This window comes from Candidatus Polarisedimenticolia bacterium (genome assembly GCA_036004685.1).
Taxonomy (GTDB): Bacteria; Acidobacteriota; Polarisedimenticolia; order Gp22-AA2; family AA152; genus DASYRE01.
On record DASYRE010000036.1, the window covers coordinates 173,123 to 195,814 of the forward strand.

General features: G+C 64.4%; 20 protein-coding genes. 8 read left to right on the forward strand and 12 right to left on the reverse strand.

All coding sequences use genetic code 11. From position 1 onward, the window contains the following. Positions 1-136 precede the first annotated feature (136 nt). Complete coding sequence (locus tag VGR67_09795) at positions 137-553, forward strand: hypothetical protein (protein ID HEV8336697.1); 417 nt, start codon at positions 137-139, stop codon at positions 551-553. 128 nt (positions 554-681) lie between these two features. Here VGR67_09795 and VGR67_09800 read toward each other — a convergent pair whose 3' ends face one another. After that, positions 682-2,637 (reverse strand): hypothetical protein, encoded by a 1,956-nt coding sequence (locus VGR67_09800; protein ID HEV8336698.1) that lies wholly within the window; start codon positions 2,635-2,637, stop codon positions 682-684. 787 nt (positions 2,638-3,424) lie between these two features. On the opposite strand from VGR67_09800, the gene VGR67_09805 reads away from it, so the two are divergent. Next, positions 3,425-4,084: a peroxiredoxin gene (locus tag VGR67_09805; GenBank protein ID HEV8336699.1), complete on the forward strand. Its 660-nt coding sequence runs from the start codon at positions 3,425-3,427 to the stop codon at positions 4,082-4,084. 47 nt (positions 4,085-4,131) lie between these two features. On the opposite strand, the gene VGR67_09810 is transcribed toward VGR67_09805, so the two are convergent. Together VGR67_09810 and VGR67_09815 are read right to left on the reverse strand one after the other, a co-directional pair. Further along, positions 4,132-5,277, reverse strand: a complete 1,146-nt coding sequence (locus VGR67_09810; GenBank protein HEV8336700.1) for a hypothetical protein — start codon at positions 5,275-5,277, stop codon at positions 4,132-4,134. A gap of 180 nt (positions 5,278-5,457) precedes the next feature. Continuing rightward, on the reverse strand, positions 5,458-5,940 hold the full coding sequence (locus VGR67_09815; protein HEV8336701.1) for a VOC family protein: 483 nt from the start codon (positions 5,938-5,940) through the stop codon (positions 5,458-5,460). Between the two features lie 311 nt (positions 5,941-6,251). On the opposite strand from VGR67_09815, the gene VGR67_09820 reads away from it, so the two are divergent. Next, positions 6,252-6,920: a LysM peptidoglycan-binding domain-containing M23 family metallopeptidase gene (locus VGR67_09820; GenBank protein ID HEV8336702.1), complete on the forward strand. Its 669-nt coding sequence runs from the start codon at positions 6,252-6,254 to the stop codon at positions 6,918-6,920. A gap of 147 nt (positions 6,921-7,067) precedes the next feature. Continuing rightward, complete coding sequence (locus VGR67_09825; protein ID HEV8336703.1) at positions 7,068-7,601, forward strand: hypothetical protein; 534 nt, start codon at positions 7,068-7,070, stop codon at positions 7,599-7,601. Positions 7,602-7,734: 133 nt separating this feature from the next. Here the strand turns inward: VGR67_09825 and VGR67_09830 are convergent, their stop codons facing one another. From VGR67_09830 to VGR67_09850, 5 genes are all read right to left on the reverse strand, one after another. Further along, positions 7,735-10,716, reverse strand: a complete 2,982-nt coding sequence (locus VGR67_09830; protein ID HEV8336704.1) for a lamin tail domain-containing protein — start codon at positions 10,714-10,716, stop codon at positions 7,735-7,737. Positions 10,717-11,067: 351 nt separating this feature from the next. Then, positions 11,068-11,319 carry a hypothetical protein gene (locus VGR67_09835; protein HEV8336705.1) on the reverse strand — a complete coding sequence of 84 codons (252 nt, stop codon included), beginning with the start codon at positions 11,317-11,319 and terminating at the stop codon, positions 11,068-11,070. Between the two features lie 369 nt (positions 11,320-11,688). After that, a complete protein-coding gene (locus VGR67_09840) occupies positions 11,689-11,940 on the reverse strand; it encodes a hypothetical protein (GenBank protein ID HEV8336706.1) in 252 nt (83 codons plus the stop codon). Between the two features lie 77 nt (positions 11,941-12,017). Beyond that, positions 12,018-12,221: a cold-shock protein gene (locus tag VGR67_09845; protein HEV8336707.1), complete on the reverse strand. Its 204-nt coding sequence runs from the start codon at positions 12,219-12,221 to the stop codon at positions 12,018-12,020. Positions 12,222-12,364: 143 nt separating this feature from the next. Then, entirely contained in the window at positions 12,365-14,041 is a 1,677-nt protein-coding gene (locus VGR67_09850) for a cobalamin-dependent protein (protein ID HEV8336708.1), read from the reverse strand. Between the two features lie 446 nt (positions 14,042-14,487). Between VGR67_09850 and VGR67_09855 the strand changes: the two genes are divergently transcribed. Then, a complete protein-coding gene (locus VGR67_09855; protein HEV8336709.1) occupies positions 14,488-16,608 on the forward strand; it encodes a PAS domain-containing protein in 2,121 nt (706 codons plus the stop codon). On the opposite strand, the gene VGR67_09860 is transcribed toward VGR67_09855, so the two are convergent. Further along, positions 16,602-17,327 (reverse strand): DUF1326 domain-containing protein, encoded by a 726-nt coding sequence (locus VGR67_09860; protein ID HEV8336710.1) that lies wholly within the window; start codon positions 17,325-17,327, stop codon positions 16,602-16,604. The genes VGR67_09855 and VGR67_09860 overlap by 7 nt on opposite strands. 201 nt (positions 17,328-17,528) lie before the next feature. Here VGR67_09860 and VGR67_09865 point away from each other — a divergent pair, with 201 nt between their 5' ends. Further along, on the forward strand, positions 17,529-17,807 hold the full coding sequence (locus VGR67_09865; protein ID HEV8336711.1) for a hypothetical protein: 279 nt from the start codon (positions 17,529-17,531) through the stop codon (positions 17,805-17,807). Positions 17,808-18,075: 268 nt separating this feature from the next. Here VGR67_09865 and VGR67_09870 read toward each other — a convergent pair whose 3' ends face one another. Together VGR67_09870 and VGR67_09875 are read right to left on the reverse strand one after the other, a co-directional pair. Next, entirely contained in the window at positions 18,076-18,609 is a 534-nt protein-coding gene (locus VGR67_09870; protein ID HEV8336712.1) for a hypothetical protein, read from the reverse strand. Positions 18,610-18,833: 224 nt separating this feature from the next. Continuing rightward, a complete protein-coding gene (locus VGR67_09875; protein HEV8336713.1) occupies positions 18,834-20,126 on the reverse strand; it encodes an MFS transporter in 1,293 nt (430 codons plus the stop codon). A gap of 288 nt (positions 20,127-20,414) precedes the next feature. Between VGR67_09875 and VGR67_09880 the strand changes: the two genes are divergently transcribed. Then, on the forward strand, positions 20,415-20,717 hold the full coding sequence (locus VGR67_09880) for a YciI-like protein (GenBank protein ID HEV8336714.1): 303 nt from the start codon (positions 20,415-20,417) through the stop codon (positions 20,715-20,717). A gap of 49 nt (positions 20,718-20,766) precedes the next feature. Here VGR67_09880 and VGR67_09885 read toward each other — a convergent pair whose 3' ends face one another. Continuing rightward, on the reverse strand, positions 20,767-21,798 hold the full coding sequence (locus VGR67_09885; protein ID HEV8336715.1) for a rod shape-determining protein: 1,032 nt from the start codon (positions 21,796-21,798) through the stop codon (positions 20,767-20,769). Positions 21,799-22,380: 582 nt separating this feature from the next. On the opposite strand from VGR67_09885, the gene VGR67_09890 reads away from it, so the two are divergent. Next, positions 22,381-22,656, forward strand: coding sequence for a hypothetical protein (locus VGR67_09890; protein ID HEV8336716.1), 276 nt, complete (start codon positions 22,381-22,383; stop codon positions 22,654-22,656). The last annotated feature ends 36 nt before the right edge of the window (positions 22,657-22,692 follow it).

Consider the following 22,692-nt stretch of genomic DNA (forward strand, 5'->3'; position numbering starts at 1 on the left):
CCTTCGGCGAATCTGTAACGACTCCAAGTGCATGATACACGGCCATTTTTCCAATGCCTTCCAGGCGGGGCTGAGCGGCACGTAGTTTGCTCGGATATCGAGCAGGACATGATGAGCCATGTCCAAGGAGGTCAGGATGAGACGGATACTTCTGGACAGGGCAGGACCAAGGACGATTTGTCAGGTGCTTCTCGTCCTCGTCATGAGCATGATGATGATTTCGACCGTGACGGCGGCTCCCGGAGGCTCGAAAAGCGGTCGCGTTCAGCGGACGGGGAACGAGAGATGCTGGGTCACTCCGGACCCGGTCAACGACGGCCAGCAATACACCGTGTTCGGTTCCGGCTTCACTACGGGTCAGGCCGTGAGCATTTTCGTCGGTGACGGCTCGATTCTGATGGGAGTCTCCGACAACCTGGGCGTGTTCTCCGCGTGGGACTGGGCCAGCTTCCGTAGTCCCGCGTCCATTACGGTGAATGTCTACCCTTCAGGCGATCGGAAGATGACGCTGCTGGCGACCTGCTCGTTCCAGGCGAACGGATCAGCCCAGTAGCCAGACCGGCCTGGACAGCCAGCCGGGGAAAGAAAAGGGGAGGAGCATGGTGCTCCTCCCCTTTCTTATTGCACCATCCCGCCTTCTCAAATCGCGAGGCGGAACGGCCGAGCTTGCCAAAGAACGGCTTACTTTCCTCCCGTGACCGTCGGCGTGCAGACCGTCACCGTCTTCGTGTCGGTCTCGTCCGCGTCGCAGAACTTCGTGGAGTCGGCCCCGTTCGGGCAGGTCGTCACGTCCTTCGTGACGCCGTTGACCGTGAAGGTGCCGTGACCGATCGCGGTGTTGGTGAAGGTCCCGGGTCCATTGAATGTTGCCGTGCACTTGAAGACCCATGTCTCGCCCGGCTCCAGGACTCCGTCGCCGTCGTCACCGCTGAAGTAGGCGATGGTCCCTCCATGATCGGTGCACTGCTTGTCCTCGATGAAGGGGCTGTTCAGATTCACCGACCCGTCGTTCTTCTCCGAATAGGTGTAGACGACGGTCGTGACGACCGTGGGTGAGGCGGCCTTGGTCAGGGTGGTGCTCGGTACTTTGACCGTGACGGTCGCCTGCGCCCTCTCCTCCTGGTCGCACGTGGTGGCGGGCGGCGGATTCTGCGGATCGCTGCACCAGGTGACATCCTTCGTGACACCCGCCACGGTGAACGTACCATGGCCGATCGCGGTGTTCGTGACGTCGCCCGTGATGTTGGTCTTCGTGCAGGTGAAGGTCCACTTCTCGCCCGGATCCAGGTCGCCGTTGTTGTTGCTGTCACCGCTGGAGTAGCTTACCGGGGAACACTTGTCGTCGGTGACGGAGGGGTCGTTCAGCGCGACGTTCCCGTCGTTTTCCTCGACATAAGTGTAGGTGACCGAGCCGCCGGAGACGATCTCGGTGGCCGAGGGGGTCTTGCTGAGCTTGGTGCTCGGCCGGCAGGTGTTGAACGGGATGACCTCGAAGTCCTTGAGAGTCGCCGTGAACGACTGCGACGAGCGGGTGTGGGGCAGGAAGGTGCTGATGCAGCCTTCGAAGCCGATCGCCGCCAGGTCGATGCCGACCTCGTAGAACTCCACGGTGTTGACGGTGTTCGTCTGGGTCCCGTCGGCGTTCCGGCAGCCCCAGCCGCCGCACCCGACCGCGGCGGAGCCGTTGAACCGCTGGCGGACGGCCGCGGTGGTGACGGCATCGACCAACGTGTCGTAGTGAGGAGAGATCTTCTTTCCCGGGTTCTTGACAGGATCGCAAACCTTGCTTCCGGCGGCCGGGGGGAAGTCCCCGCAGACCCACTTGTGAAGGATGGGGCTGCCGACCCCACCGCCCTGGGTGAAGTCGACTGAAAGCAACAGGTCGCCGTCGCTCCGGTGGCCCGAGAACTTTCCCGCGCAGGGAAAATCGGCGGGCTTGCTCCCCGCCACCAGATTGACCGACTCCTGCAGGAACTCCAGATCGACGTGGCTGTCGCCGTTGTTGACCACCCGCTCGAAGCCGGCGAAGATCTCGTTGACGTCGTCGTTGGTCGGGGTCGCCGGGTTCGGGGGGTCCTGGTGGCTGATGGCGTAGACGTTCGAGATCTCGTCCTTGTTCGGCACCGAGCCGGTCGCGAAGGTCTCGGTGTTGAGAACGTCGCCGTTCACCTCGGACCCCACCGCCGTGAACACGGTCGGGTCGCCGGTGCCGCAGCTCGTCACATCAACGGAAAGCGGGTCGACCTTGAACACCGCGGTGACGATCTTGTTGTTCGCCAAGGCCGCCGCGGTGATCGCCGGCTCAGTGGGGGGCGTCGTCGCGTTGTGGAACACGCCGCCGTCGAAGATGCCGCCGGCGCCGCTGCACTCGACCTTGATGCCGCCGGTCACGGCCGTGTTCGTGCAGCTGCGGGGATTCGCGGCCGCTCCGGCGTTCGCCCAGTCGAACGACGAGCCCGCCAGTCCGTCGAAGCCGATGTTCGCTCCGACACCGACGATGTTGTCCAGCTCCAGAAACGCCGTCGGCCCCGGGACGTTCACACTCGCCCAGACCACCGCGACCAGGGCGAGCGCCACCGCGGCCGCGATCGTCGTGATTCCAGGCCGAAGCACCCACTTCGAAACCTTGCCACGCATTGCTTTGCTCCTGATTAGAGACCGGACCGGTCGGTGACATGAAGTTCACCGCCGGCTCCGGCGATCAAGTCGGTGACTTTAAGCACACTGTGTAAGTGATTCTCTATTGCTTGCAGAACCTGTCCCTGGAACCCACTCACCCGTCCGGAGCCCGAGATTCCCCCGGGCGCGGGCACACCCTAGCGCCGCAATGCACCCCTCCTTTCACGCTCGCACCCCATTGTGACAGGGAGATCCCCTGCCTTACCCGGCCTCCGAGCAACGGAGGCTCCACGACGCGACGATCTTCATTGCTGTTTGGGAAGGAAAAGCTAGGCTATTGGGTACGATCAAAGTGCCTTTCTGTCAAGCAAAATCCAGCGTCAGACTTATAGACGACTTTGAACGTTCCGACAGTGCTCACTGTACGGCGGCTCGTCCCAATTATTTCATTATGGCCTCACAGCATCATACTTCCCTCCTGACCCTATTCACCGAAAGAGGCTGTCGAAAGGGGCAAGGGCTTTGGGTGGGGCAAGTGGCCTTTCTCAGGTGAAAATCGAACAATCTGGAACAATGTCGAACACGATGCTTTACGGCCCGGAGGGGGCAATGGAAGGGGGTGATGCAAGCCGGAACGAGGGAGCAGGAGTCGATGCCCTGCCTCCGGCAGCTCCCCGGACCTAGCCTGGACTCAACCCCGAAAGGGTCCTGGAAGCGTGGCAAACGAGGGTTTTTCGAACCAGGATTGACGCCCTTCCTCGAGTGATGGTCTAATGCTTGAATAACCTAGGAGCAGGAGGACGACATGGCGCTGAGAATCAACGGCGAGGCCCCGAACTTCACCGCGGAGACGACGCAGGGTCGCATCACCTTTCACGACTGGGTCGGCGATGGGTGGGCCATTTTATTTTCCCACCCGAAGGACTTCACTCCCGTCTGCACGACCGAGCTGGGATACATGGCGGGGCTCAAGCCCGAATTCGAGAAGCGGAGCTGCAAGGTCATCGGCCTGAGCGTGGATCCGGTCGGCGATCACCAGAGATGGTCCAAGGACATCGAGGAGACCCAGGGTCACGCCGTCAATTTCCCGATGATCGGCGACCCGGAGCTGAAGGTGGCGAAGGCGTACGACATGCTGCCGGAGGAGGCGGGTGACAGCTCCCAGGGGCGGACCGCAGCCGACAACGCGACGGTGCGCTCGGTGTTCGTCGTCGGGCCCGACAAGAAGATCAAGGCGATGCTGACCTATCCGATGAGCACGGGGCGCAACTTCGACGAGGTCCTCCGGCTCCTCGATTCCTGCCAGCTCACCGCCAAGCATAAAGTCGCTACGCCGGTCAATTGGAAGCAGGGGGAAGACGTGATCATCGTCCCCGCGGTTTCGGACGACGAGGCGAAGGGAAAATTCCCCGGCGGCTGGAAGTCCCCGAAGCCCTACATGCGGATCGTGCCGCAGCCGAAATAGACTCCCTGCCTTCCGAAAGCAGCCCGCCGCCGCGGGCCGGGCACGTTTCAGTTCAGCGCCGGGCTGTCCCAGGAATCGACGAACTCCGGCGCCTCGGGAAGGTCCCTGGTGCTCCATCGGACTCGATAGACCGGGGCGGCCTTCAGGGGCTTTTCCAGCGCTTCCAGCACCTCCCGAGAGGAAGGCGCGGGCGAAAAGGCGCGGCGCCGGGCGACAAAGCCTTCGAGGTCGAAGGACGGCTTCGACATCCGCGCCTGCTCGAAGTACTCGGCCACCGGACTCGGAGAGATCCACCTGTCCTGCACGCTTCGGAACGCCTCCCAAAGGCTCAGGCCGGGCACGGTAAGCCCGCCGGGGCCCGCCTTCGCGAATCCCTCCACCTCGAGAACGGGCCCCGGGACGCGGACGGTGAAGGCGGCGGGAAACGGGTCGAATACCAGCCTGGAAAGCTCTTCCTCGGAGTAGGGCGAATCCTCCGGAACCTCGAAGAGACTCAACACCTCCTCCAGTTCCTTCTTGAAGGGCTCGACAAAGGATTCATCCTCGTAGGAAAGGTCCGCCAATCGCTCGCGCTCCTCATCCGGCAGGAAATCCCGGAAAATGCTCCCGAAACAGGCGCGGGCCCGCTCGGGACGATCCTCGAGATAGGCGTAGAGCTTGCGGCCGGCTTCGAGATATCGACTGAGGGCGACGGCCCACCCGTTCATTCCGCGCCTCATCTCCTCCTGTTGCTGGCGCGTCGCCCGGGTGCCCGGCTCAGGGATCAGGGAAAACTCCGTCTCGGCCGGCTTTCGAGTCACGGTGGCCCGGACGAGCGAATCCGAAAAGAATCGCTGCAGCTTGGCGGCATCGGAGAGAATCACTCGCTGCTCCACACGGCTGATCTCCCCCTGGGTCCGATCGAGGAGCGTCCGTTGAGCCTCCGGCTCCAGGGATTCCAGCCGGCGGGTCCAGGGATCGTTCCCTTCCAGCGCGTCCCGTCGCGCCGCCTCGATTCTCTTCTGCGCCAGGGGACTACTTTTGAATTCGTCCGGACTGGCGATGCGGACGCTCACCCGCACCATCACGCTCTCCCCGGGCAGGAAACGCACTTCGAGCCTCTCGGTGACCGGTGGCTCGAAACAGGCGAGAGACGACGCGGTCGCCAGAATGGCCAAGATGAGACGATGTCGCAGCAGCGATGCTCTCGCCATGACGTGCAGGGTTTTCCGATCGCAAAATCCTACGTCGCGGGGGTGACGCACGCGATCCACATCGCCGGGGCGGCGCCCGACCGCCCCGTGATCATTTCCCTCTTCGGCCTCGGAAAGGGCACGCTGAACGGTCTGCAAATCGTCCGGACGGCATGGGCAGCTGAGCGGCGATTCCTGCTCCTATTTCTGCTGCTTCTTCTCCCACTCCGCCTGGCGCTTTTGCATCTCCTCCGGCGTCAAATCCTCCTTGTGGGTGGCCATCAGCCAATGATGGCCGAAGGGATCCACGACCTTCCCGTACCGGTCGCCCCAGAACATGTCGGTCACCGGCATGTTGACCGTCGCGCCCGCGTCCACCGCCCTCTTGAAGAGAGCGTCCACGTCCGGGACGTAGAGAAAAATGGAGGCGGTGACGCACCCCGCCGACTGCGGAGACTTGGTATCCGGCGACATCTCGGGAAACTCATCGGAGAGGAAGATCATCGAGTCGCCGATCTTCACCTCGGCGTGCATGACCCGGCCGTCCGGCCCGGGCATGGCCATTTTGGTCTCGGCCCCGAAAGCCTTGCGGTAGAACTCGAGAGCGCGCTTCGCGTCTTTCTGGACGAGATACGGAGTCACGGTGTGGTAACCCTCGGGAACCGGCTTGACGTTCGTCGCCATCGATATGCCTCCATCTTGGCTGTGGGCCTCCACTGAGGACGCTGTCTGGGAGCGCTGCATCTTACCTCCGTCTCCGGCAGAAAGGCGAATTCATTCGCTCCAGTCCTCCGCGCCTTCTTGACGTGCCGATAATCTGGGCACCGCGCGCACCTCGAGTGTCAGTCCTCCGACGAAACGCTGATTGAGCCCGGGGTGGCTGGACGCCGGCGCAATCCGCGCCCATCTTTCTCTATGCCATGGCATTTCGACGCATTCAGCGGCCTCGCGGCGTTCTGCTGCTCTCTCTCTGTCTCTCCGCCGATCCATTCTCCATGATCTGGGGGCGGATGATTTCACCCCCGGCGGCCTCCGAACGCTCCCGCGCGAAGGCGGCGCGATCGTCGCGGCGCGCGAAGCCGGAAGCCGGCATCATTCACCGGCTCAAGAAGGGACAGACTCTGTCCACCCTGTCTCGAGCCTATGGGATTCCCGTGGCCACCCTGGTGTCCGTCAATCGAATCACCGATCCCAATTCGATCCCGGCCGGGTGGCCGATCTTCGTTCCGGGAGCGCGCCGGGTGTTGGCGATTCAAGGAGATGACGCGCCGCCGTTTGCCTGGCCTCTGGAAGGAAGGATCATGACGCAGTTCAACGCGCCAGGGGGCAGGCACCACGACGGTATCGACATCGACGGAGAGCTCGGCCAGCAAATCCGGGCCGCGGCGGCGGGCCGGGTCCTCGAGGCCGGGAAGGAAGGCCGCTATGGAAGCGCGGTTCTCATCGATCACGGCGACGGTCTGGCGACCTTCTACGCTCACGCCAGCAGGCTCCTGGTTCAAACGGGCGACCGGGTCGAGCAAGGAGAGGCGATTGCCCTGGTCGGCCGTTCCGGAAACGCGCGAGGCACCCATCTCCATTTCGAGGTTCGCCGCGACGGCTGCGCCGTGAACCCGCTGGCCCTCCTCCCCGACCCGGCGCTCGTCGCGTCCGGACGGCGCTAGGACCCGGCTTCCCGCGTCGTTCGCCGGGTCCGATTCCGCTTGCGCCCGGGCTCGGAAGGCCTATCTTCTCAGGGAGTTTCGACTTGACCGGAACCGGACTGAAATCCGGGCGGAATTCGAGGCGGGAAATCTGAAAGGAGGTTCACCGTGCGAGCCGATCGAGCATTTACCGTGCGTTTCATCTCCACCTTCACTCCGGACAGGCTGTACCGCGTCTACGCTTGCGGCGATCAACTCGCCTTCGTCAAGATCGGCGGTCAAGCCGGGGTGGCCGAAGGCGTCGCGGCCCAGTTCGGCCTTTTGGGCGCCCTGGTCCTGGCCTGGTGGAAGAAGCGCAACCGGAACAAGGTTCAGCAGACTCTCGCCCAGCAGGACCAACAGGATGTCGAGCTTCTCCTGACTCGCGACCCGAAGAACTTCTCGATTCAGCCGGGCCAGATCGCCCGCGCCTCCATCGACCCGCCCGCCATCCTGGGCGCCCACGGCCGGAGCCACGGCAGCTGGAAGGTCGAGGAGACCAATGGCACGAAACGCAGCTTCCAGTTCGAAGAGCTGGCCGAGATGCGCGAGGCGATGCAGGTCCTTCCCCGCATCCTCGGAGCGGCGCTCACCATCAACGTGAAATGGGACGAGGGCAAGAAGCGCTACACGAAGGCAGAAGCCGCGGACAAGGCCGCCTGACGGGCTCGGCTCACCGAGCCAGGCTTATAACGGGGCCTTCCCTGCCGAGGCCCAGGGGGAAGGCGGCCGCCAAGCCCAATCCTGCACCCGGGCTCCTTCACTCCGAGACACACTCAACGCACGCCGCTGCCCGTCACGGCAGATTGGCGTCGCGGAGCGGTTCGGACCCGGCAACGGTTTGCCAGCTCCCCACCGAGCAGCTTCCCCCCGGTCGAACCAGGTAATAGAACCCCGAGCCGGAGGCCGGCAAGTCTTCGTCCGCGAGGGAGGTCGCTGACGGGAGGAATCCCGACAAGTCGACCGAATAGCTCGAGAGCTGATTCAGATCGCCTCGGACGAATGCGACGTCGGCGGATCCCGTCCAGGCGAGGGTGGTGACGTCCGCCGCGTGAATGCTCTCCCCGAACACGACGGGGCCCTGGTCCGCGTTGGGCAAGTCGGGACAATTGTCGCAGGCATTGAGCACCTGGTCTCCATCGACGTCCCAATGCGGCGCGATGTCGAGCGTGGCTGCGGGATCGAGGGCGCTCACGTTCGGCTGGCTTCGCAGCCCGTCGAAGTAATCCGGGTCGTCGAGGACCCAGAACGGATCGAGCGGCCGCGGGAGGATGCCGAGTGGAAACCGCGTATTGAGGTAGGACTGGAACTCCGCATCGCTCATCCCCGCCACCGACGGGTCCTTGAAATTGGCCTTCATGTGCTGGAAGTCGAAGACCGACGCAGCCGCCAAGAGATTCCGGAGGTCGGAAAACGACTGCGTGCCCCCCGGCACCGACGGATCGGTCACATCCACCGCGGCCTGGAAGCCGCATGCGACGCTGCTGACCGTCTCGTAGTCCCCCGGCTTGAGCAGCCCCAGCCAGTCGGGCCTGCCGTAGAGAGGATCCCCGTCGGCCACCGTCAGGAGCACGTCCTCCTCGGTCGCGTCGATCGGCGCGCGATAGGGCTGCGCCGGGTTTCCTGCGAAGACCGCGAGGTCCGCGACCATTCCGGCGCGCAAGCTCCCGACCTTGTCGCACCAGTTCAGAGCCCGTGCCGGACTGGTGGTGACCATCTCGATCATCTGCCGATCCGTGAGGGCTCCCGCCCACACGGTTCCGTTGATCAAGGCGAGGCTCTTGAGCGATGCGAGCAGGTCCTTGTCTCCCGCCGGGCTCCAGTCGGTGCTCAAGGAGACGGGAATGCCGCGTTGCACGGCGCCGGGAGCGTCCGCCGTGACGCCGTAGTAGAGGTAGTTGCTCGTCGGGGCGATGATCAGCTTGGCGCCGGCGGCGGCGACCTCATCGAGCTGGGCGGGCGTGAGGGCCGAGCCGTGGATGATCACCGTCTCGGAGCGCAGCAGGCAGACGTTTTTCAGGACCGGAAACTCGAGAACCGCATCCTCCGCGGACCCCTCTCCCAGGTGCACCAGCCAGGCGTCCACCGCGCCCGCCTCCATGTCGGCCACGAGAGCCGGGGCCTCCTGACTCTGGAAGGTGGAGTCCAGAACGGAAAGGGACCGCTGGCGGATCCGGTCCGTCCCGAAATTCGCGACGTCGACGTTGCGCACCAGGTGGCGCGTGAAGCCCGCGGAAAGCGGGAAGCTCCCCTGCTCGGTCGTGGTGCCGGCGGCCAGGGCCTTGACTTCCGCATATTTTCCGACCTCCGGCAGGAGATCGTAGTAATTCGGGTCCGTCAGCAGGTCGTGCGGATAGCGCACGTTCGGCCGGTACGCATCCAGCGAGGTCCAGTCGGAGACGTCCTGCATCAACGACGGAACGTGCCAGGCGGGAATCGTGTTGAACGTGAGGTGGTCATGGATGTTCATCAGTCCCGGGAAGATCATCCCCCCCGTTTCGATGACGCTCGCTCCGGCGGCGTCGGGAGGCAACGGCTGGCCCGCGGGAACGACAGCCAGGGCCCGATTGCCCTGGACGTAAACGGCGCCGGGGAAGACCTGCGCGGCCGGCGGAAGCGTCTCGTCCATCGTCACCAGCGTGCCGGTGAGCACGTACCGTCGGGATTGGAGCGGATTGACGCTGCCCGGAGTGCCGAAGTCCCCGAGCCCGAAGCCGGCGTGCGCCGTGGCCCAGGTAAGAGCGTCCGAGGTCGGAAGGCGCGGACTCACTCGTTCCAGCGATGCTCCGAAGCTGTCGGTGAACGGGGACCCCGCGTACACGAGACGGTCCTGCTCGACGTTCGCCGGGTCGATGAGGACGACTTCATCCCCGCTGTTCGACAGGTTGAAATTGCTCCAGACGAGATCTGCCGTGAAGCCGCCGTTGAGCGCCGGATCGCCCTGGGCCGCAATGACGAGGAACGCTCCGGGCTGAATGGGAACCGGAGCGCCCAAGGGGATGACGTAGGCGTCGAAGTCGTCATCGCGCAAGGTCCACCCCTGAAGGTCCACGGCCGCCGCACCGGAATTGTAGAGCTCCACGTACTCGCCCGACGCGTCGCCGACGGCCGCGGGGTTGATCATGACCTCGTTGATCACGACCGGCCCGCCCGCACGGAACTGGAAGGGCGGTCCCGGCTGGCAGCTCACCGTGCGCGTCGGCGCGTCACATCCCCCTCCGGAGGCGCCGGAGTTCGTGGGCGTGCCTTCGACTGGCCCGTTCGTCCAGTTGGCGGCCTGGTCTCCTGGTTGCGTCGGATCGACCCGCTGCATCGTCTGCCGCGTCGAGCTGTTCCCGGCATACCAGGCATCGACGCGATCCTGGAGCGCGCCGGCGCCGTCGCGCAAGGAGAGGATCTCTCCGGCGTTCTCCAGAGCCCCCGTATAAATCTGATCAGCCGCGATGCCCGGCACGGTGTTGTCGTCCGTGCGCTCCAGGAGAAAGTAGCCGCCCACCGGGATAGTGCCCGACAGGGCGATGGTGGGAGTTCCGTCGGCTGAGGCCAGCGTCCACCCGTTCAGGTTGACGGGGCCCGCGGTATTGTTGAAAAGCTCGATCCATTCGTCGTTGGCGCTGGCCAGCGTCCCCATCCAGGCGATCTCGTTGGCGACGACCTGACGGACCGCCGTTTCCTGCGCGGCCGCCTCGCCCAGGCCGCATGCCAGGACGCTCAAGAGAAAGAGGGCGAATGCGGCGAGACGCCGAAGAGTAATGAATCCGAGAGGTGGATTCTCCATGGGTCCACCGGCAGGACGGGCGCGGCTTGGAAGACTTCTGAGTCGGAAACTTGGGTTGATTGGGGAGGTCTGTCAAGGAGAAATCGGGAAGGGAGGGCAATTGCCCGACGATGTCCGGTCGTCGTCGGAACACGACGATAGTTCCGGGCCCGGCTTCAGGAACGAGCGAGCCCGGCGCCCTCTTGGGCGGAGGCGTGATGGTCTCCGCTACGGGGTTCGAGGACGCAAAGACCGCTGCCGCCGGGCGCGCATCGGCGCCGCCACGGATCCCGCCGGCCCCTTTCCGGTCAGGGGCTGCCGAGTAATCCCTCGGATCGGGATAGGGAAGAGTTCCGCCGGCGCCGGCCGGCCCTACTTCATCAGCTTCTGAGCCAGGGCGATCGCCTTCCGCATGCCCTTCGTCTCACGCAGTCGCTTCACTTCCGCCTTCTGTCTCGGCTTGAGCTGCCGGATGTAGCCGATGTACAGCCCCTGCAGCTTCAGCTGGGCGCGGCGCTTCGGAGAGAGCCTGAGCTTCCTCACGAGGCGGGCCGAGCCGGCGTTTCTCGGGACACGCACCGCCCTCCGCAGCTTGGGGCTCAGGCGGCGCAGGGACCGATCCATCGCCTTCAGAGTCCGGCGGAGCGTGGCTATCTCACGACCAATCGCGGCAGAAACTTGCATCGATTACCCCCTCGCAAGAGTGTGCAATACAGAACAGATCGAATCACTGAGCGGGCGCAAATACTAACCGAGAACCGTGGGAGATTTCAAATAAGAAGTTCAGTGTCCGCCCGCTATCCGCTCGCTGTCACTCGACTCTCGCGGCCTTCGCATTTCGCCCCGCCAGATTTCGATTGCCCGCGACGTCCCGGAGCGAATTACGGCTCGAAGAGCCGGTGGGCCGGCCAACCGGCCGCCCTCGGCGTGAAAGTCCTGCCCAAGGGGGGCCGATGAAAATGGATGGAATGGCCGCGTAGGGGAAGGCAGGGATCAGGTTTCGTCCTCGGTCGAATCGGGAGAGGAGTCGCCTTCCGGCAAGTCCTGCCACTCTTCCGGCAGGGCCTGAGGACCCGGCTGAATACCAATCAGGTCGGGATCCTCATCGCCGGGTTGCCGCGAGGCCTTCGCTTCGGTCTTCGCCCGGCGATTCGCCACCTTGTCCTGCTGCTTTTGCTGCCGGGCGAGCTCTTTCCGGCGCTTCTTGAAGCTCGGTCTCGATTTTTTCCCCAGGTTGTCCTCCAAGCATCCAGTGTAGGGCCGGGAAGGAGCGGGATTGACGGCGCTTCAGAGACGGCGCACGCCGTGATGGAGCACGGGCGTCACAGGACGCGCACGTTCATCGCGGCGGGTCCCTTCTTGCCCTCGCCGATCTCGAACTCGACGTTCTGCCCTTCCGTGAGGCTCTTGAAGCCCTGGCCGTCGATCGCGGAGCTGTGTACGAAAACATCCTTGGAGCCGTCATCGGGACTGATGAAGCCGAACCCTTTTTCCACGTTGAACCACTTCACTTTGCCTTTCACCATCGACCTCCATCTGCGTTCTGTCTCTTGATCCGACAAGCAATTTCAGTGCCGACGCCACCGCGGCGCCGTGTCCATAGCGGCATGCAAGGATTCGTGGCTCATGCCGCAGCCTATGCGAGTCTCCCGGGTTCGTCAAGGCGGCCCTAGCTTCGTTCCTCCTCGGGGGCGCTCCAGCGGCGAAACCGGACGCCGGCCGGGGTTGCGGCGGGCGCCCGGGCCGGATCCTCGATGGCTCCAAGCGGCGCCGGCGATTTCCGCCGGATCGCGTGGGCCGTCTTCAGCATGCCATAGCGGCTCACGAGGTAATTGCGCGCGGCGTGCGACAGAAAAGCGGGCAGATCCCATTCGGCGCCCCGGAAACGCCGGCGGATGCATTCCATGGAGTAGGCCTCGCGCAGAAAGTAATAGTAACCCTCCTGCAGCTGATCCTCGGTCATCCGTTTCGGACGAAGGAGGACGTGGGCGCCGTCGAACAGGGGCCAGTTGTAGTCCATGGCGACGTCCGAGTCGGCCGGGCAGCGGGCTCGCGGCAGGAAATCACCGCCGGCGAGCGCGTCCCGGAACGTCCCCGTTCCCGGATAGGGCTGAATGATGTTGGCGACCACGAAATCGATGCCGCAGGCTTCGATGAACTCGAGCGTTCGATCAAAGATGGAGGAATCGTCCCCATCCAGGCCGAACACGAACGCGCCCATGACGTTGATCCCGGCGTCGTGCACGCGCCTCACGCGCTCCCCCATAGTCCGGGTTTCATTCGACCATTTGCCGAGGCCGTCGATGGCGGTCTGACTGACCGACTCGATCCCCAGGAACAGATCGCGGCAGCCGCTCCGGTGGGCCAGCGCAAGAAGCTCCGGCTGGTCGGCCAGGTCGATCGTCAGCTCGGCCGCCCAGCGGCGTCTGAGGGGTTGAAGCGCCTGGCAGAGGGCGCGGAAAGATCCGGCGGCGTTGTAGAGATTGTCGTCCCAGAAGAAGAACTGGCTGGTAAAGCCCGGGCCCATCCGGGCGATGAGCCGTTCGCCGTACCGGGAGCCGAAGACCGGCAGCTTGACGAGAGTCTTCAGGACCTGGTTGTAGAGGCCCGGACCGATCCGATCGATGGTCTCCCGCGTGAAGGCCGGACCCTGGGCCGCGATCTCCTCGACCACGTCGGCGACGTCCCGGTTGCGCACCGTTTCGCCGTTGGTCAGGAATACCGCGCAGAAATGACAATCGAGCTTGCAGCCGCGGGCGAACGTGGTCGAGGCGACGATCTGCTGCGGGCGCGACCTCAGGGAATCCCAAATCCCCATGTCGAGGGCCAGGGACCCTCGGGAACGGATCCGCGCGAAGGGGGCGCGGTAGAGCGCCCGAACCGGTTTGCCCGCCTGGACGTCGGCCAGAAGCTCCGCGGCGGCCCACTCTCCCTCGCCGGCGACCACGGCGTCGACGTGCCCGAACCGGGTCGCCTCGTCGGGGAGGGCCGAGGCGTGGGGCCCGCCGAGGACGACCGTGACGCGCCTTCCGGCCGCGGCGTACGCCGCGCGCGCCTCGCGCGCCCGCCGATACGCTTCACGGACCGAATCGGTATAGGCGGTGATGAACAGGACGTCCTGGCCGCCGCGAGAGCCCTGGAGCTTTTCGCTCAGAATCTGCTCGAACGAAATGGGGCCCTCAATCTTGTCGTGCTGCACCGCCACGCGGGTCGACTCACTGAGTATCCCGTTCTTGCGCAGAAAGCCGACCAGGTAAGGGAAACCGATCCCCGGGCTGCGGACGAAGGGGCCGACCGAATGCTCCAGCCGCCCCAGCAGACCACGGCCGCGAAAAGGACGGTCCACCACATAGGAGTCACGGGGGGTGAGACAGACGAGATTCTCGATGGCCGACAGTAGGATTTCCTCTCAGAGCGTGTCCCCACCCGGGGACCGGGCCGCCACTGTACAGCGCGGCGCCGAGAAACACAACCCCTTATTGATGTGGGAGGTGGGCAGATCTCGTGGAGGCTCAAATCTCTTGCCCTTTCCCGGGAGGAGGCGTACCCTTTCCGAGATACTCATTGCATCCTCAAGAGGGTCCAGCAGACGTCCGGATCCTTTCGGTTGGATCTGTCGATGAACCCTGACGAGAGGGCCGACTCCCTTCGCGAGACGATGCCGCATGCTCCGAAGCCCAAAGGAGGATCCGGGTCCGGAACGCGCGGATTCCGCGAGATCGGCGTCGAGGTCATCCCAGTCCAGCCGTCGGGCGCGCAAAAACCTCTCCTGTGCGGCAAGAGCTGGCTTCCATGCGCGAATACCTCCAGTCGATGATCGAGCAGCAGGACGCCGCGAATGAAGAGCTGCGCTCGGCCAACGAGGAATTCATCTCGAGCAACGAGGAGCTGGAGACGTCCAAGGAAGAACTGCAGTCGACGAACGAAGAGCTGACCACGGTCAACGAGCAGCTCCAGCGCCGTACGCAGGAAGTGGAGCGGCTCAACAGCGACCTCGTCAACCTGCTCACCAGCACGAACCTACCGATGATCATGGTGGGTGTCGATCTCCGCATCCGGCGCTTCACTCCTGCCGCCCAGAAGCTGATGAACCTCATCGCCGCCGACGCCGGGCGTCCCCTCGAGGACATCAGGCCGGCCAACCTCGTCCCCGATCTTGCGGCGGTCATCAAAGAGGTGATCGAGCAGGACCGGACCTTCGAACGCGAGGTGCAGGATCGCCGGGGTCGATGGTACGTGCTGCGGGTCCACCCGTATCGGACCGCTGACAACCGGATCGATGGGGCGGTTCTCGTGCTCGTGGACGTGGATCAAATGCGCAAGGACCAGGAGGAGTTGCGCCGGCGGGCTGCGCTCATCGAGCTGTCGCGGGACGCCATCATCATCCGGAACGCCGAGAACCAGGTGTCGTTCTGGAACCGCGGCGCCCAAGAGATGTACGGCTGGAGCGCCGAAGAAGCCCGCGGAAAACCCCTGGAGACGCTCGTCGGGACCAATCCCGCGATCTGGGCGGAGCTGAACGCCCAGCTCGACCTCTCCGGATCTTGGGAAGGAGAGCTTCATCAAAAGCGGCGCGACGGAACCTCCATCGTCGTCCGCTGCCGGGAGGTCCTGGTTCGAGACGAAACCGGAGACCGATCCGCAGTCCTGGCCATCGAGCGGGACGTCACCGAGCACCTGAAGACGCTCGACGCGCTCAAGGAGGCGGACCGGCGCAAGGACGAGTTCCTGGCGACGCTGGCCCACGAGCTTCGCAACCCGCTCGCGCCGATCCTCAACGGGGTGGAGATCCTGCGCATGGCGGGCGACGACGCGGAGCAGGTGAGGCGGGCCCAGGAAATGTTGAGCCGCCAGGCCCAAAACTTGGCTCGCATCGTCGACGATCTGCTCGACATGACGAGGATTGTCGAGAACAAGATCGAGCTGCGGAAGGAGCAGGTGGCCCTGCAGACGGTGGTCCAGACGGCCGTCGAGACCTGCCGCTCCCTCCTCGAAGATTGCCACCACCGGTTGAGCGTGGAATTGCCCGCGGAGCCGATCTACCTGCACGCCGACGCGGTGCGACTTTCCCAGGTGCTCGCGAACCTCTTGACGAATGCCGCCAAGTACACCGAATCGGGAGGGCAGATCTGGCTGACGGCCGAGCGATCGAATCATGGGTCGAGGAAAGGGCAAGGCGCGCCGCAGGCGGGGGAGGTGATCATCCGGGTCCGGGACACGGGAATCGGAATCCCCGCCGAGCTATTGCCGCGGGTCTTCGAGATGTTCACCCAGGGTCCCCGCAGCACCAGACAAGGGCGCGGCGGCCTGGGAGTCGGCTTGACCCTGGTTCGAAGCGTGGTTCAGATGCATGGCGGGAGCGTCGACGTGCACAGCGCCGGCCCCGATCAGGGCACCGAATTCATCGTCCGTCTGCCGCTGTCGGAAGAGGGCGCGCCCGAAAAGCCCAAAGGGTCGAGTTCCAGACAAGCGACCGGGTCGGCCCCGAAGCGGATCCTCGTCGTGGACGACAATCCGGACCAGGTCAAGAGTCTGGGTTACCTGCTCGAGCTGATGGGACACGACGTGCGCCTGGCGGAAAGCGCCGAGGCGGCGCTCGAGGATGCGTCCGATTTCAAGCCGCAGGTCGCCCTCGTGGATCTGGGGATGCCGGGCGTGGACGGCTACGAGCTGGCCCGGCGCATCCGCAGGGACCCCCGGCTCCGCGGCATCCTCCTCGTGGCGCAGACCGGCTGGGGCCAGAGGGAGGACTTCCGCCGCTCCCGCGAAGCCGGCTTCGACCATCACCTCGTCAAGCCGATCACCGCCGCGGCCCTCCAGAAGGTGCTCGAAGAGGTCTCTCCCGCAGCTGAAACGGGCGCCCGCCCCATCGCGAGAGAGAGCCGGCGGCGGGCCGCCCGACCGACTCAGTGAGCCATCGAGGCCTGGGTGACCCCCACGTCATTCGAGTTGATGTCGAACGTGATCATGAAGCCGTTCGTGCCTTTGAATTCAAAGGCCTTCTCACCGACCCGGTAGGCCTCCACCTCGTTGGGCATCAGGACGAAGCCGTCGTTCCGCGGAACCCCCCAGTACTTCAGGTTCTTGATCACGACCGGCTCGTTCGTGTTGCCCGGATGGCGCTTCAGCTTGACCTCGGCCGACTTTCCGCCGTCCAGCGTGGCGTAGGCCGAGTCCTTGTCGTAGGTCCACTTGTCGATGGTTCCCTCGGCGGTCGTGAGAGAGTTCCACTTCACCGGGTAGATGTGGCCCACGATCGCGGCCACGCCGGCGCGCTGCTCTTTGGTCATGGTCTTGTCGAAGGTCAGGACGGCCCAGTCCATCTGGCCCTTCGAGAAGTCCCCGCCGAGATCGCCCGCCACCCAGAACTTCAGGCCGTCGAGCTTGACGTTCCCGTAGTGCCCCTTGTTCACCTTGAAGGCGTTGTTGAACTTGCAGAAATGCTCGCCGGCGCCGTGCCCGCCGTGCGCCGCCGGCTCGGCGTTGAAATAACACTGGCAGAACATCGGGCAGCTGCAGGCTTCGATGATCGTGGCGTTCATCGCCCACTGCGGCTTCGGGGCGGGGCCCGCCGCTTGCAAGGTGCCAACAATCAGCAGGATGAGGGTGGAAAGCGTGACGGCTCGGCGCATGGCGCTGATCCTCCTTGAATTGGGTGGCGACGCGAGATTTTTCAGCAATGAACCGGCATGCGCCCCAAGCTAGCACGTCTCGGGATCGCGATTCAAGAGGCTCTTTCTCACGATCTTCACAGGACGCTCCCCTTCCCGGCTTCGTTTCGTCACGGCGCGCGGCGAGGATCCGTCCCGGAGAACGTTCAAGCCGGAGGATCCTTGGAGGACACGCCGATGAAGCAGGCCCGGTATCGCCTGGCGACGATGACTTTCGCCGAAGATGCATGTCCCACCTGGCGGACGCGTTCCGTTCAGATCCTGGAGCAGATGACCCGCTGGGGGCGGGAGGGATGGCGACTCAGCCCTTTGAATGCCTCTGCCCACATCCGCCTTCATGCGCGGGGCTTCCGTGTTCTTCTGGAGCGTCCGTTTCACAGTCCGGCGCCCAAAGCCGTCGCTCGAAACAGCGATCCACACAAACGCAACTGGGCCGCCTGAAGACGGCGCCTCGACTCCCGGGCCAAGCCCTGCCGGAAAAAAAGCTTCGCGGTGAGGATTGCCGCTGGTCCGGCCCTGGATTGACTACGGCGTGAAGACGACCGGGAGGATGGGAGCCGGCCGAGGATCTTCCAGGGCGGGAAAGGCGGAGGGAGAAATAGGGGGGCAGGGCCTGGTGATGCGCCCTGCCCCCTTCAGGTCCTTCCAAGCCAGCCCCTCGCCGGGGGCGGCTTTCATTGCCAGCGAAGTGTTCTCGTTCGCCGTAGAGCTACTTGCTCTTCCCGAAGAAGATGCTGATTCCGATCCGGAGGCCTTGGCTGTCCTGGTCGTCGAAATTGTCGGCGCCCATGAACCTCTGGAAGTAATACTCGAAGCGCACGGCCGCGGAGTCACCCGCGTAAACCTTGGCACCGATACCGGCCAGAAAAGCGTTGTCGAAGACGTCCCCCAAATCGCCGCTCACGAAACCAAAAGCGCCATGGACGAATGGGGTTACCTTGTCATTGGCCGGCATCCAGTTGAAGGTGTAGCTCGGGCCGATGATGGTGGCATCGCTGCTGGGACCCGTGTCGGGGTCGTCTTTCAGGTACGACAGGATGGCGCCGATCTCATGGTACCCCTTGCCGAAGATCCACTGCCATTCGCCGTCGATCTGAATGGTCTTGCCGAAATTGTCGATGTCCTGATAGGACGCTGAGAAGCTCGCCTCCTGCTGCTTCTCGGTAAGAGGGGAGGCGGAAACGGGCGACGAGATCAACGCGACGACAGCCAGCATGGCGGTGCCAACCAACCACTTGCGCATCGGGGGGAGCCTCCAAAGAGAGTTAGAACCCAACTGAGCCCGTCCACAAGGCGGGTGAATTTCGCGTTCTTCTACAACACAGCTCCCGTCCTGTCAACTCACGCTCGCCCTGGCGATCCCGGAGAGTTGGTTTCATCCCGTCAGTCGCGGATTCTTGCCCCTTCGTTGGCTTTAAGAGTTTTGGGGCGAATCTCCCTTCAAGCGGCTGAACAGATTCGCCGCGGTCAAGGAAGGGTTTCAACCCTTAGGGGCTCGCGCTCCGGGCCGGAGCCGTCTCGGCCCAGGTCTTTTCCCTTCCAGAGGAACCAGAGCGTGCCGGCGGCGCCGAAAGCGAAGGCGGTCAGGAGGTTCACTTCGGGGCCGATCGACCAGAGGAAGGCCCCGCCGAAGGCAGCGACCGACACGACAAGGTCCCGGACGAGGTAATAGAGCCCGAACGTTCCGGCCTTCCGCCCCTCGGGCGCCAGCTCCAGGATCATCGACTTGCGCGTCGGCTCTCCGAATTCCTTGAGCCCGCGCAGGACGAAGGCGAGGATCAAGGCTTCGAACGAGCGCGAGAAGAGCAGGACGAGAGGAAAGAGCGTGAAGAACAAGAAGGTCAGCGCCACGAACGGCTTCTTGCGGGAGCGATCGGCGAAATAGGCAACCGGAACGTAAATCAGCGCCGCGGTCGCCATCTCAATCGTCCGCAGAACGCCGAATTGGACCGGGCTCACCGGCCCGGAGTGAGCCGAACCTGCCTCGGCCGCCCCCACCGCCCAGATCACCACGAAAGCGTAGGGAATCTGCTCGCAGAATCGCACGAGGATGTCGGCGGCCAGCAGTCTTTTGAGATCGCCGTTCATCACGCTCCACATCCGGAAGGGATTGCGCTGCGCCGGCGGCTTCCCGCCCTCCCCGCCGTGATCGTCCTCGATCAACCTCTGCTGGAGGATCGCCGCGACGATCGCCATCGCCAAGGCGGCCACGAAAGCGAGGCGAACTCCCCGCTCCACCCCCCACCAGCTGATGAACAGGCCCCCCATCAACGGCCCGAGGGCCATCGGCACCCGTCGGACGAGGGAGTGAAGCGAGACGCCCATCGTGCGCTTGTCGGGGGGAAGCGCCTTGGCCACCAGCCCCATCGTGGCCGGAAGCGAAATGGCGGACCAGGAGAGGAACATCGTCGCTCCTCCCAGCACCGCCGGCCACGCCGGCACCGCGATCACGAGGGCGAATCCGGCCATGCTGAGCAGATTGAAGAGCAGCAGCGCCCGCTTGGTCCCAAGACGGTCGCTGAGGTAACCGCCGGGAAAGGAGTAGAGCGCTCCCAGCAGGTTGTCCATTCCATTCAGGACACCGACGGAGAGGAAGCCGCCTCCCAGCGCGAGCAGATAGAGCGGCAGGAACTGCTCGGCCATGTTCTCGCCCATCCCGACGAGGACGGCCATGCTCAGCATCCCGACGATGCCGCGCTTCAGGCCCAGGAACTGGGCGAGCGCTTGTGCCTTGCGGGACTTTGCAGATTCACCGATCATCGTCGATGGTCCCGGAAACGAAGAGAAGCGGCCGGGGTCGTCTGACAGCTCGGTCGAGCGGGGCAGGTGCTTGGGGCACAAGGATACTCCCTCCGCGGACCCTCCTGCGCGGGAGCAGCTCACACGCTCGCGGCTTTCGGTGGCGGTGAATCCGAAGAGCGCGCGAGCTCCAAAGCGGCGTTACGATATACCGGATGATGGTTGCGCGACCCGGCATTCGCGGGCGCCCCATTGCTGCGGATCGGATCGAGTGGCTCCTCTGGGAAACCGCCGAATCGGAGGACTGTCTTGAAACACTACCTGCTTTTCTATGACGTGAACGACGGTTACGTTGAGAAGCGCGCCGCTTTTCGCACGGCTCATCTCGAGAAGGCGTGGCAGTCCCATGAGCGCGGCGAGCTGATCCTCGGAGGGGCGCTCGCCGACCCCTTGGACGGCGCCTTGCTGCTGTTCAAGGCCGATTCGCCGCGGGTGGCGGAGGCGTTCGCCCGGGCCGATCCCTACGTCACCAACGGCCTCGTCGTCCGCTGGCGCGTGCGCGAGTGGACGACGGTCGTAGGCGATGGGGCCGCCGAACCGAGGCGCCGGTAAGTCGCGCGGCCCGGGCGTGATGCTGGCGCTTGCGGGAGGTTGAGCTTCTTCAGTCGATGGAGATCTTCCGGAGAAGGTCGAAGTCGTTCAGCATCTTCCCGGTGCCCAGCACCACGGAGGTCAGCGGATCTTCGGCCATGGAGACGGGCAGGCCGGTCTCCTCGCGGAGCCGCTTGTCCAGGTTCTTGAGGAGCGAGCCGCCGCCGGTGAGCATGATTCCCTTGTTCACGATGTCCGCGGAGAGCTCGGGCGGCGTCTGCTCCAGCGCCACGCGCACCGCCTCGATGATGTCCGAAACCGTTTCCGACAGGGCCTCCCGGATCTCTTCGTCGGAGATCACCAGGGTCTTGGGAATCCCCTCCACCAGGTCGCGCCCCTTGATCTCCATGGTGAGCTCCTCCTCCAGGGGAAATGCCGACCCGATATTCATCTTGATGTCCTCCGCCGTCCGGTCCCCCACCAGGAGGTTGTACTTGCGCTTGATGTACTGAGTGATGTCTTCGTCCATCTTGTTGCCGGCGACACGCACCGAACGGCTGTAGACGATCCCGGCCATGGAGATTACCGCCACGTCGGTCGTGCCGCCGCCGATGTCCACGACCATGCTGCCGGTGGGCTCCGTGACCGGAAGTCCGGCTCCCAACGCCGCCATCATGGCCTGCTCCACGAGATAGACTTTGGAGGCCTTCGCCCGGTAAGCCGAGTCCTTGACCGCCCGCATCTCCACCTGGGTGATTTGCGACGGCACTCCGATGACGATCCGCGGGCGCACTCCCAGCGATCGGTTGTGGGCCTTCCTGATGAAGTGGTCAAGCATCATCTCCGTATGCTCGAAGTCGGCGATGACACCGTCCTTCATGGGGCGGATGACGATGATGCTTCCCGGCGTCCTCCCGAACATCTCTTTCGCTTCCTTGCCCACCGCCTCCACCTTCCCCGTTTTCTGGTTCACGGCGATGATCGACGGCTCGCAGACGACAATCCCCCTCCCCCGGACGTAGACGAGCGTGTTGGCGGTGCCGAGATCGATGGCCAAATCGTTCGAAAAGAAGCTCAAAATCGATCTCGGGCTCCACGGCATGGCCTTGAACGTCGCTCCCCATGATCGTCCGATCCGATTTCCCGCCCGTTCAGAGGTCGCTTCAGGGGCGGCTTCTTCCCTTTTCTCCGTCGGTCTGGCGTGGCTCGCTCCGACCGCCGCAGAGGGCGCATTCCCCCGTCCCGTCGCACTCCGGGCACGCTTGTTTCTTCCCGCGCATGGGCCGGACTTCCCCCATGCCGCCGCAACGGTGGCAGCGGCCGGTGCCGCCGCAGAATGAACAAGCGCTCGGCCGGGATCCCAAATCACGCCCTTCACGTCGGGCCGGCTCAGGGAGGAAAACTGGCGTGAGTGTATGCCGCGCGGCGCGTCCGGTCAACGAGGCCGGCCCGGCGCGACCTGGATGGGCCCGGCGCGGAAGCTGCGACGAGTCGCCTCGATCTCCTCGGTTGAGCCTGAGCCTTTCGACGAGATCCCATCGCGCCGTGGTTTCCCTCCGGCCCCGCGTGCTTCGAGGGGCGAGGCACCTTCGCGAGAAGCGTTGAGGACCGCTTCGCCAGGGAAGTCCCGCTGAAGTAGGATGGCGACGGAGGAATCTCAGGGTTGGAGCCGATGGAGGGAAGAATGAGCTGCCAAGTCGACGTGAAGGATGTGACGGGGGTTCTCTTGGCCGGAGGTTGGAGTGAAGTCGAGCATGCCTCGTTCGAGGTCCACGACTCTCCCATAATGCTGCAGGACGACAAGAGGGAGCTGGAGACGATCGCTGGAGGCAGGGAGGGCCGTCCGGCGGTCAGCTGGATCACCGAAGGGAACGAAAGAGTCGCCTGCCACGTCAGCGAGATCCTCGCCCTAAGGTGGATCGCCGGCGGAAGGAAATGGGACTCCGCGCGCAAGGCCTGAGTCCGGGCGAGAACCCATGCGTCCACTCCAGCCCGC

Excerpts from the sequence above, each read along its gene's own strand:
- VGR67_09795 (HEV8336697.1), top strand. The coding sequence starts at position 137 with ATGAGACGGATACTTCTGGACAGGGCAGGACCAAGGACGATTTGTCAG.
- VGR67_09800 (HEV8336698.1), bottom strand. The coding sequence starts at position 2,637 with ATGCGTGGCAAGGTTTCGAAGTGGGTGCTTCGGCCTGGAATCACGACG.
- VGR67_09805 (HEV8336699.1), top strand. The coding sequence starts at position 3,425 with ATGGCGCTGAGAATCAACGGCGAGGCCCCGAACTTCACCGCGGAGACG.
- VGR67_09810 (HEV8336700.1), bottom strand. The coding sequence starts at position 5,277 with ATGGCGAGAGCATCGCTGCTGCGACATCGTCTCATCTTGGCCATTCTG.
- VGR67_09815 (HEV8336701.1), bottom strand. The coding sequence starts at position 5,940 with ATGGCGACGAACGTCAAGCCGGTTCCCGAGGGTTACCACACCGTGACT.
- VGR67_09820 (HEV8336702.1), top strand. The coding sequence starts at position 6,252 with ATGATCTGGGGGCGGATGATTTCACCCCCGGCGGCCTCCGAACGCTCC.
- VGR67_09830 (HEV8336704.1), bottom strand. The coding sequence starts at position 10,716 with ATGGAGAATCCACCTCTCGGATTCATTACTCTTCGGCGTCTCGCCGCA.
- VGR67_09835 (HEV8336705.1), bottom strand. The coding sequence starts at position 11,319 with ATGGATCGGTCCCTGCGCCGCCTGAGCCCCAAGCTGCGGAGGGCGGTG.
- VGR67_09845 (HEV8336707.1), bottom strand. The coding sequence starts at position 12,221 with ATGGTGAAAGGCAAAGTGAAGTGGTTCAACGTGGAAAAAGGGTTCGGC.
- VGR67_09855 (HEV8336709.1), top strand. The coding sequence starts at position 14,488 with ATGCGCGAATACCTCCAGTCGATGATCGAGCAGCAGGACGCCGCGAAT.
- VGR67_09860 (HEV8336710.1), bottom strand. The coding sequence starts at position 17,327 with ATGCGCCGAGCCGTCACGCTTTCCACCCTCATCCTGCTGATTGTTGGC.
- VGR67_09870 (HEV8336712.1), bottom strand. The coding sequence starts at position 18,609 with ATGCGCAAGTGGTTGGTTGGCACCGCCATGCTGGCTGTCGTCGCGTTG.
- VGR67_09875 (HEV8336713.1), bottom strand. The coding sequence starts at position 20,126 with ATGATCGGTGAATCTGCAAAGTCCCGCAAGGCACAAGCGCTCGCCCAG.
- VGR67_09885 (HEV8336715.1), bottom strand. The coding sequence starts at position 21,798 with ATGCCGTGGAGCCCGAGATCGATTTTGAGCTTCTTTTCGAACGATTTG.
- VGR67_09890 (HEV8336716.1), top strand. The coding sequence starts at position 22,381 with ATGAGCTGCCAAGTCGACGTGAAGGATGTGACGGGGGTTCTCTTGGCC.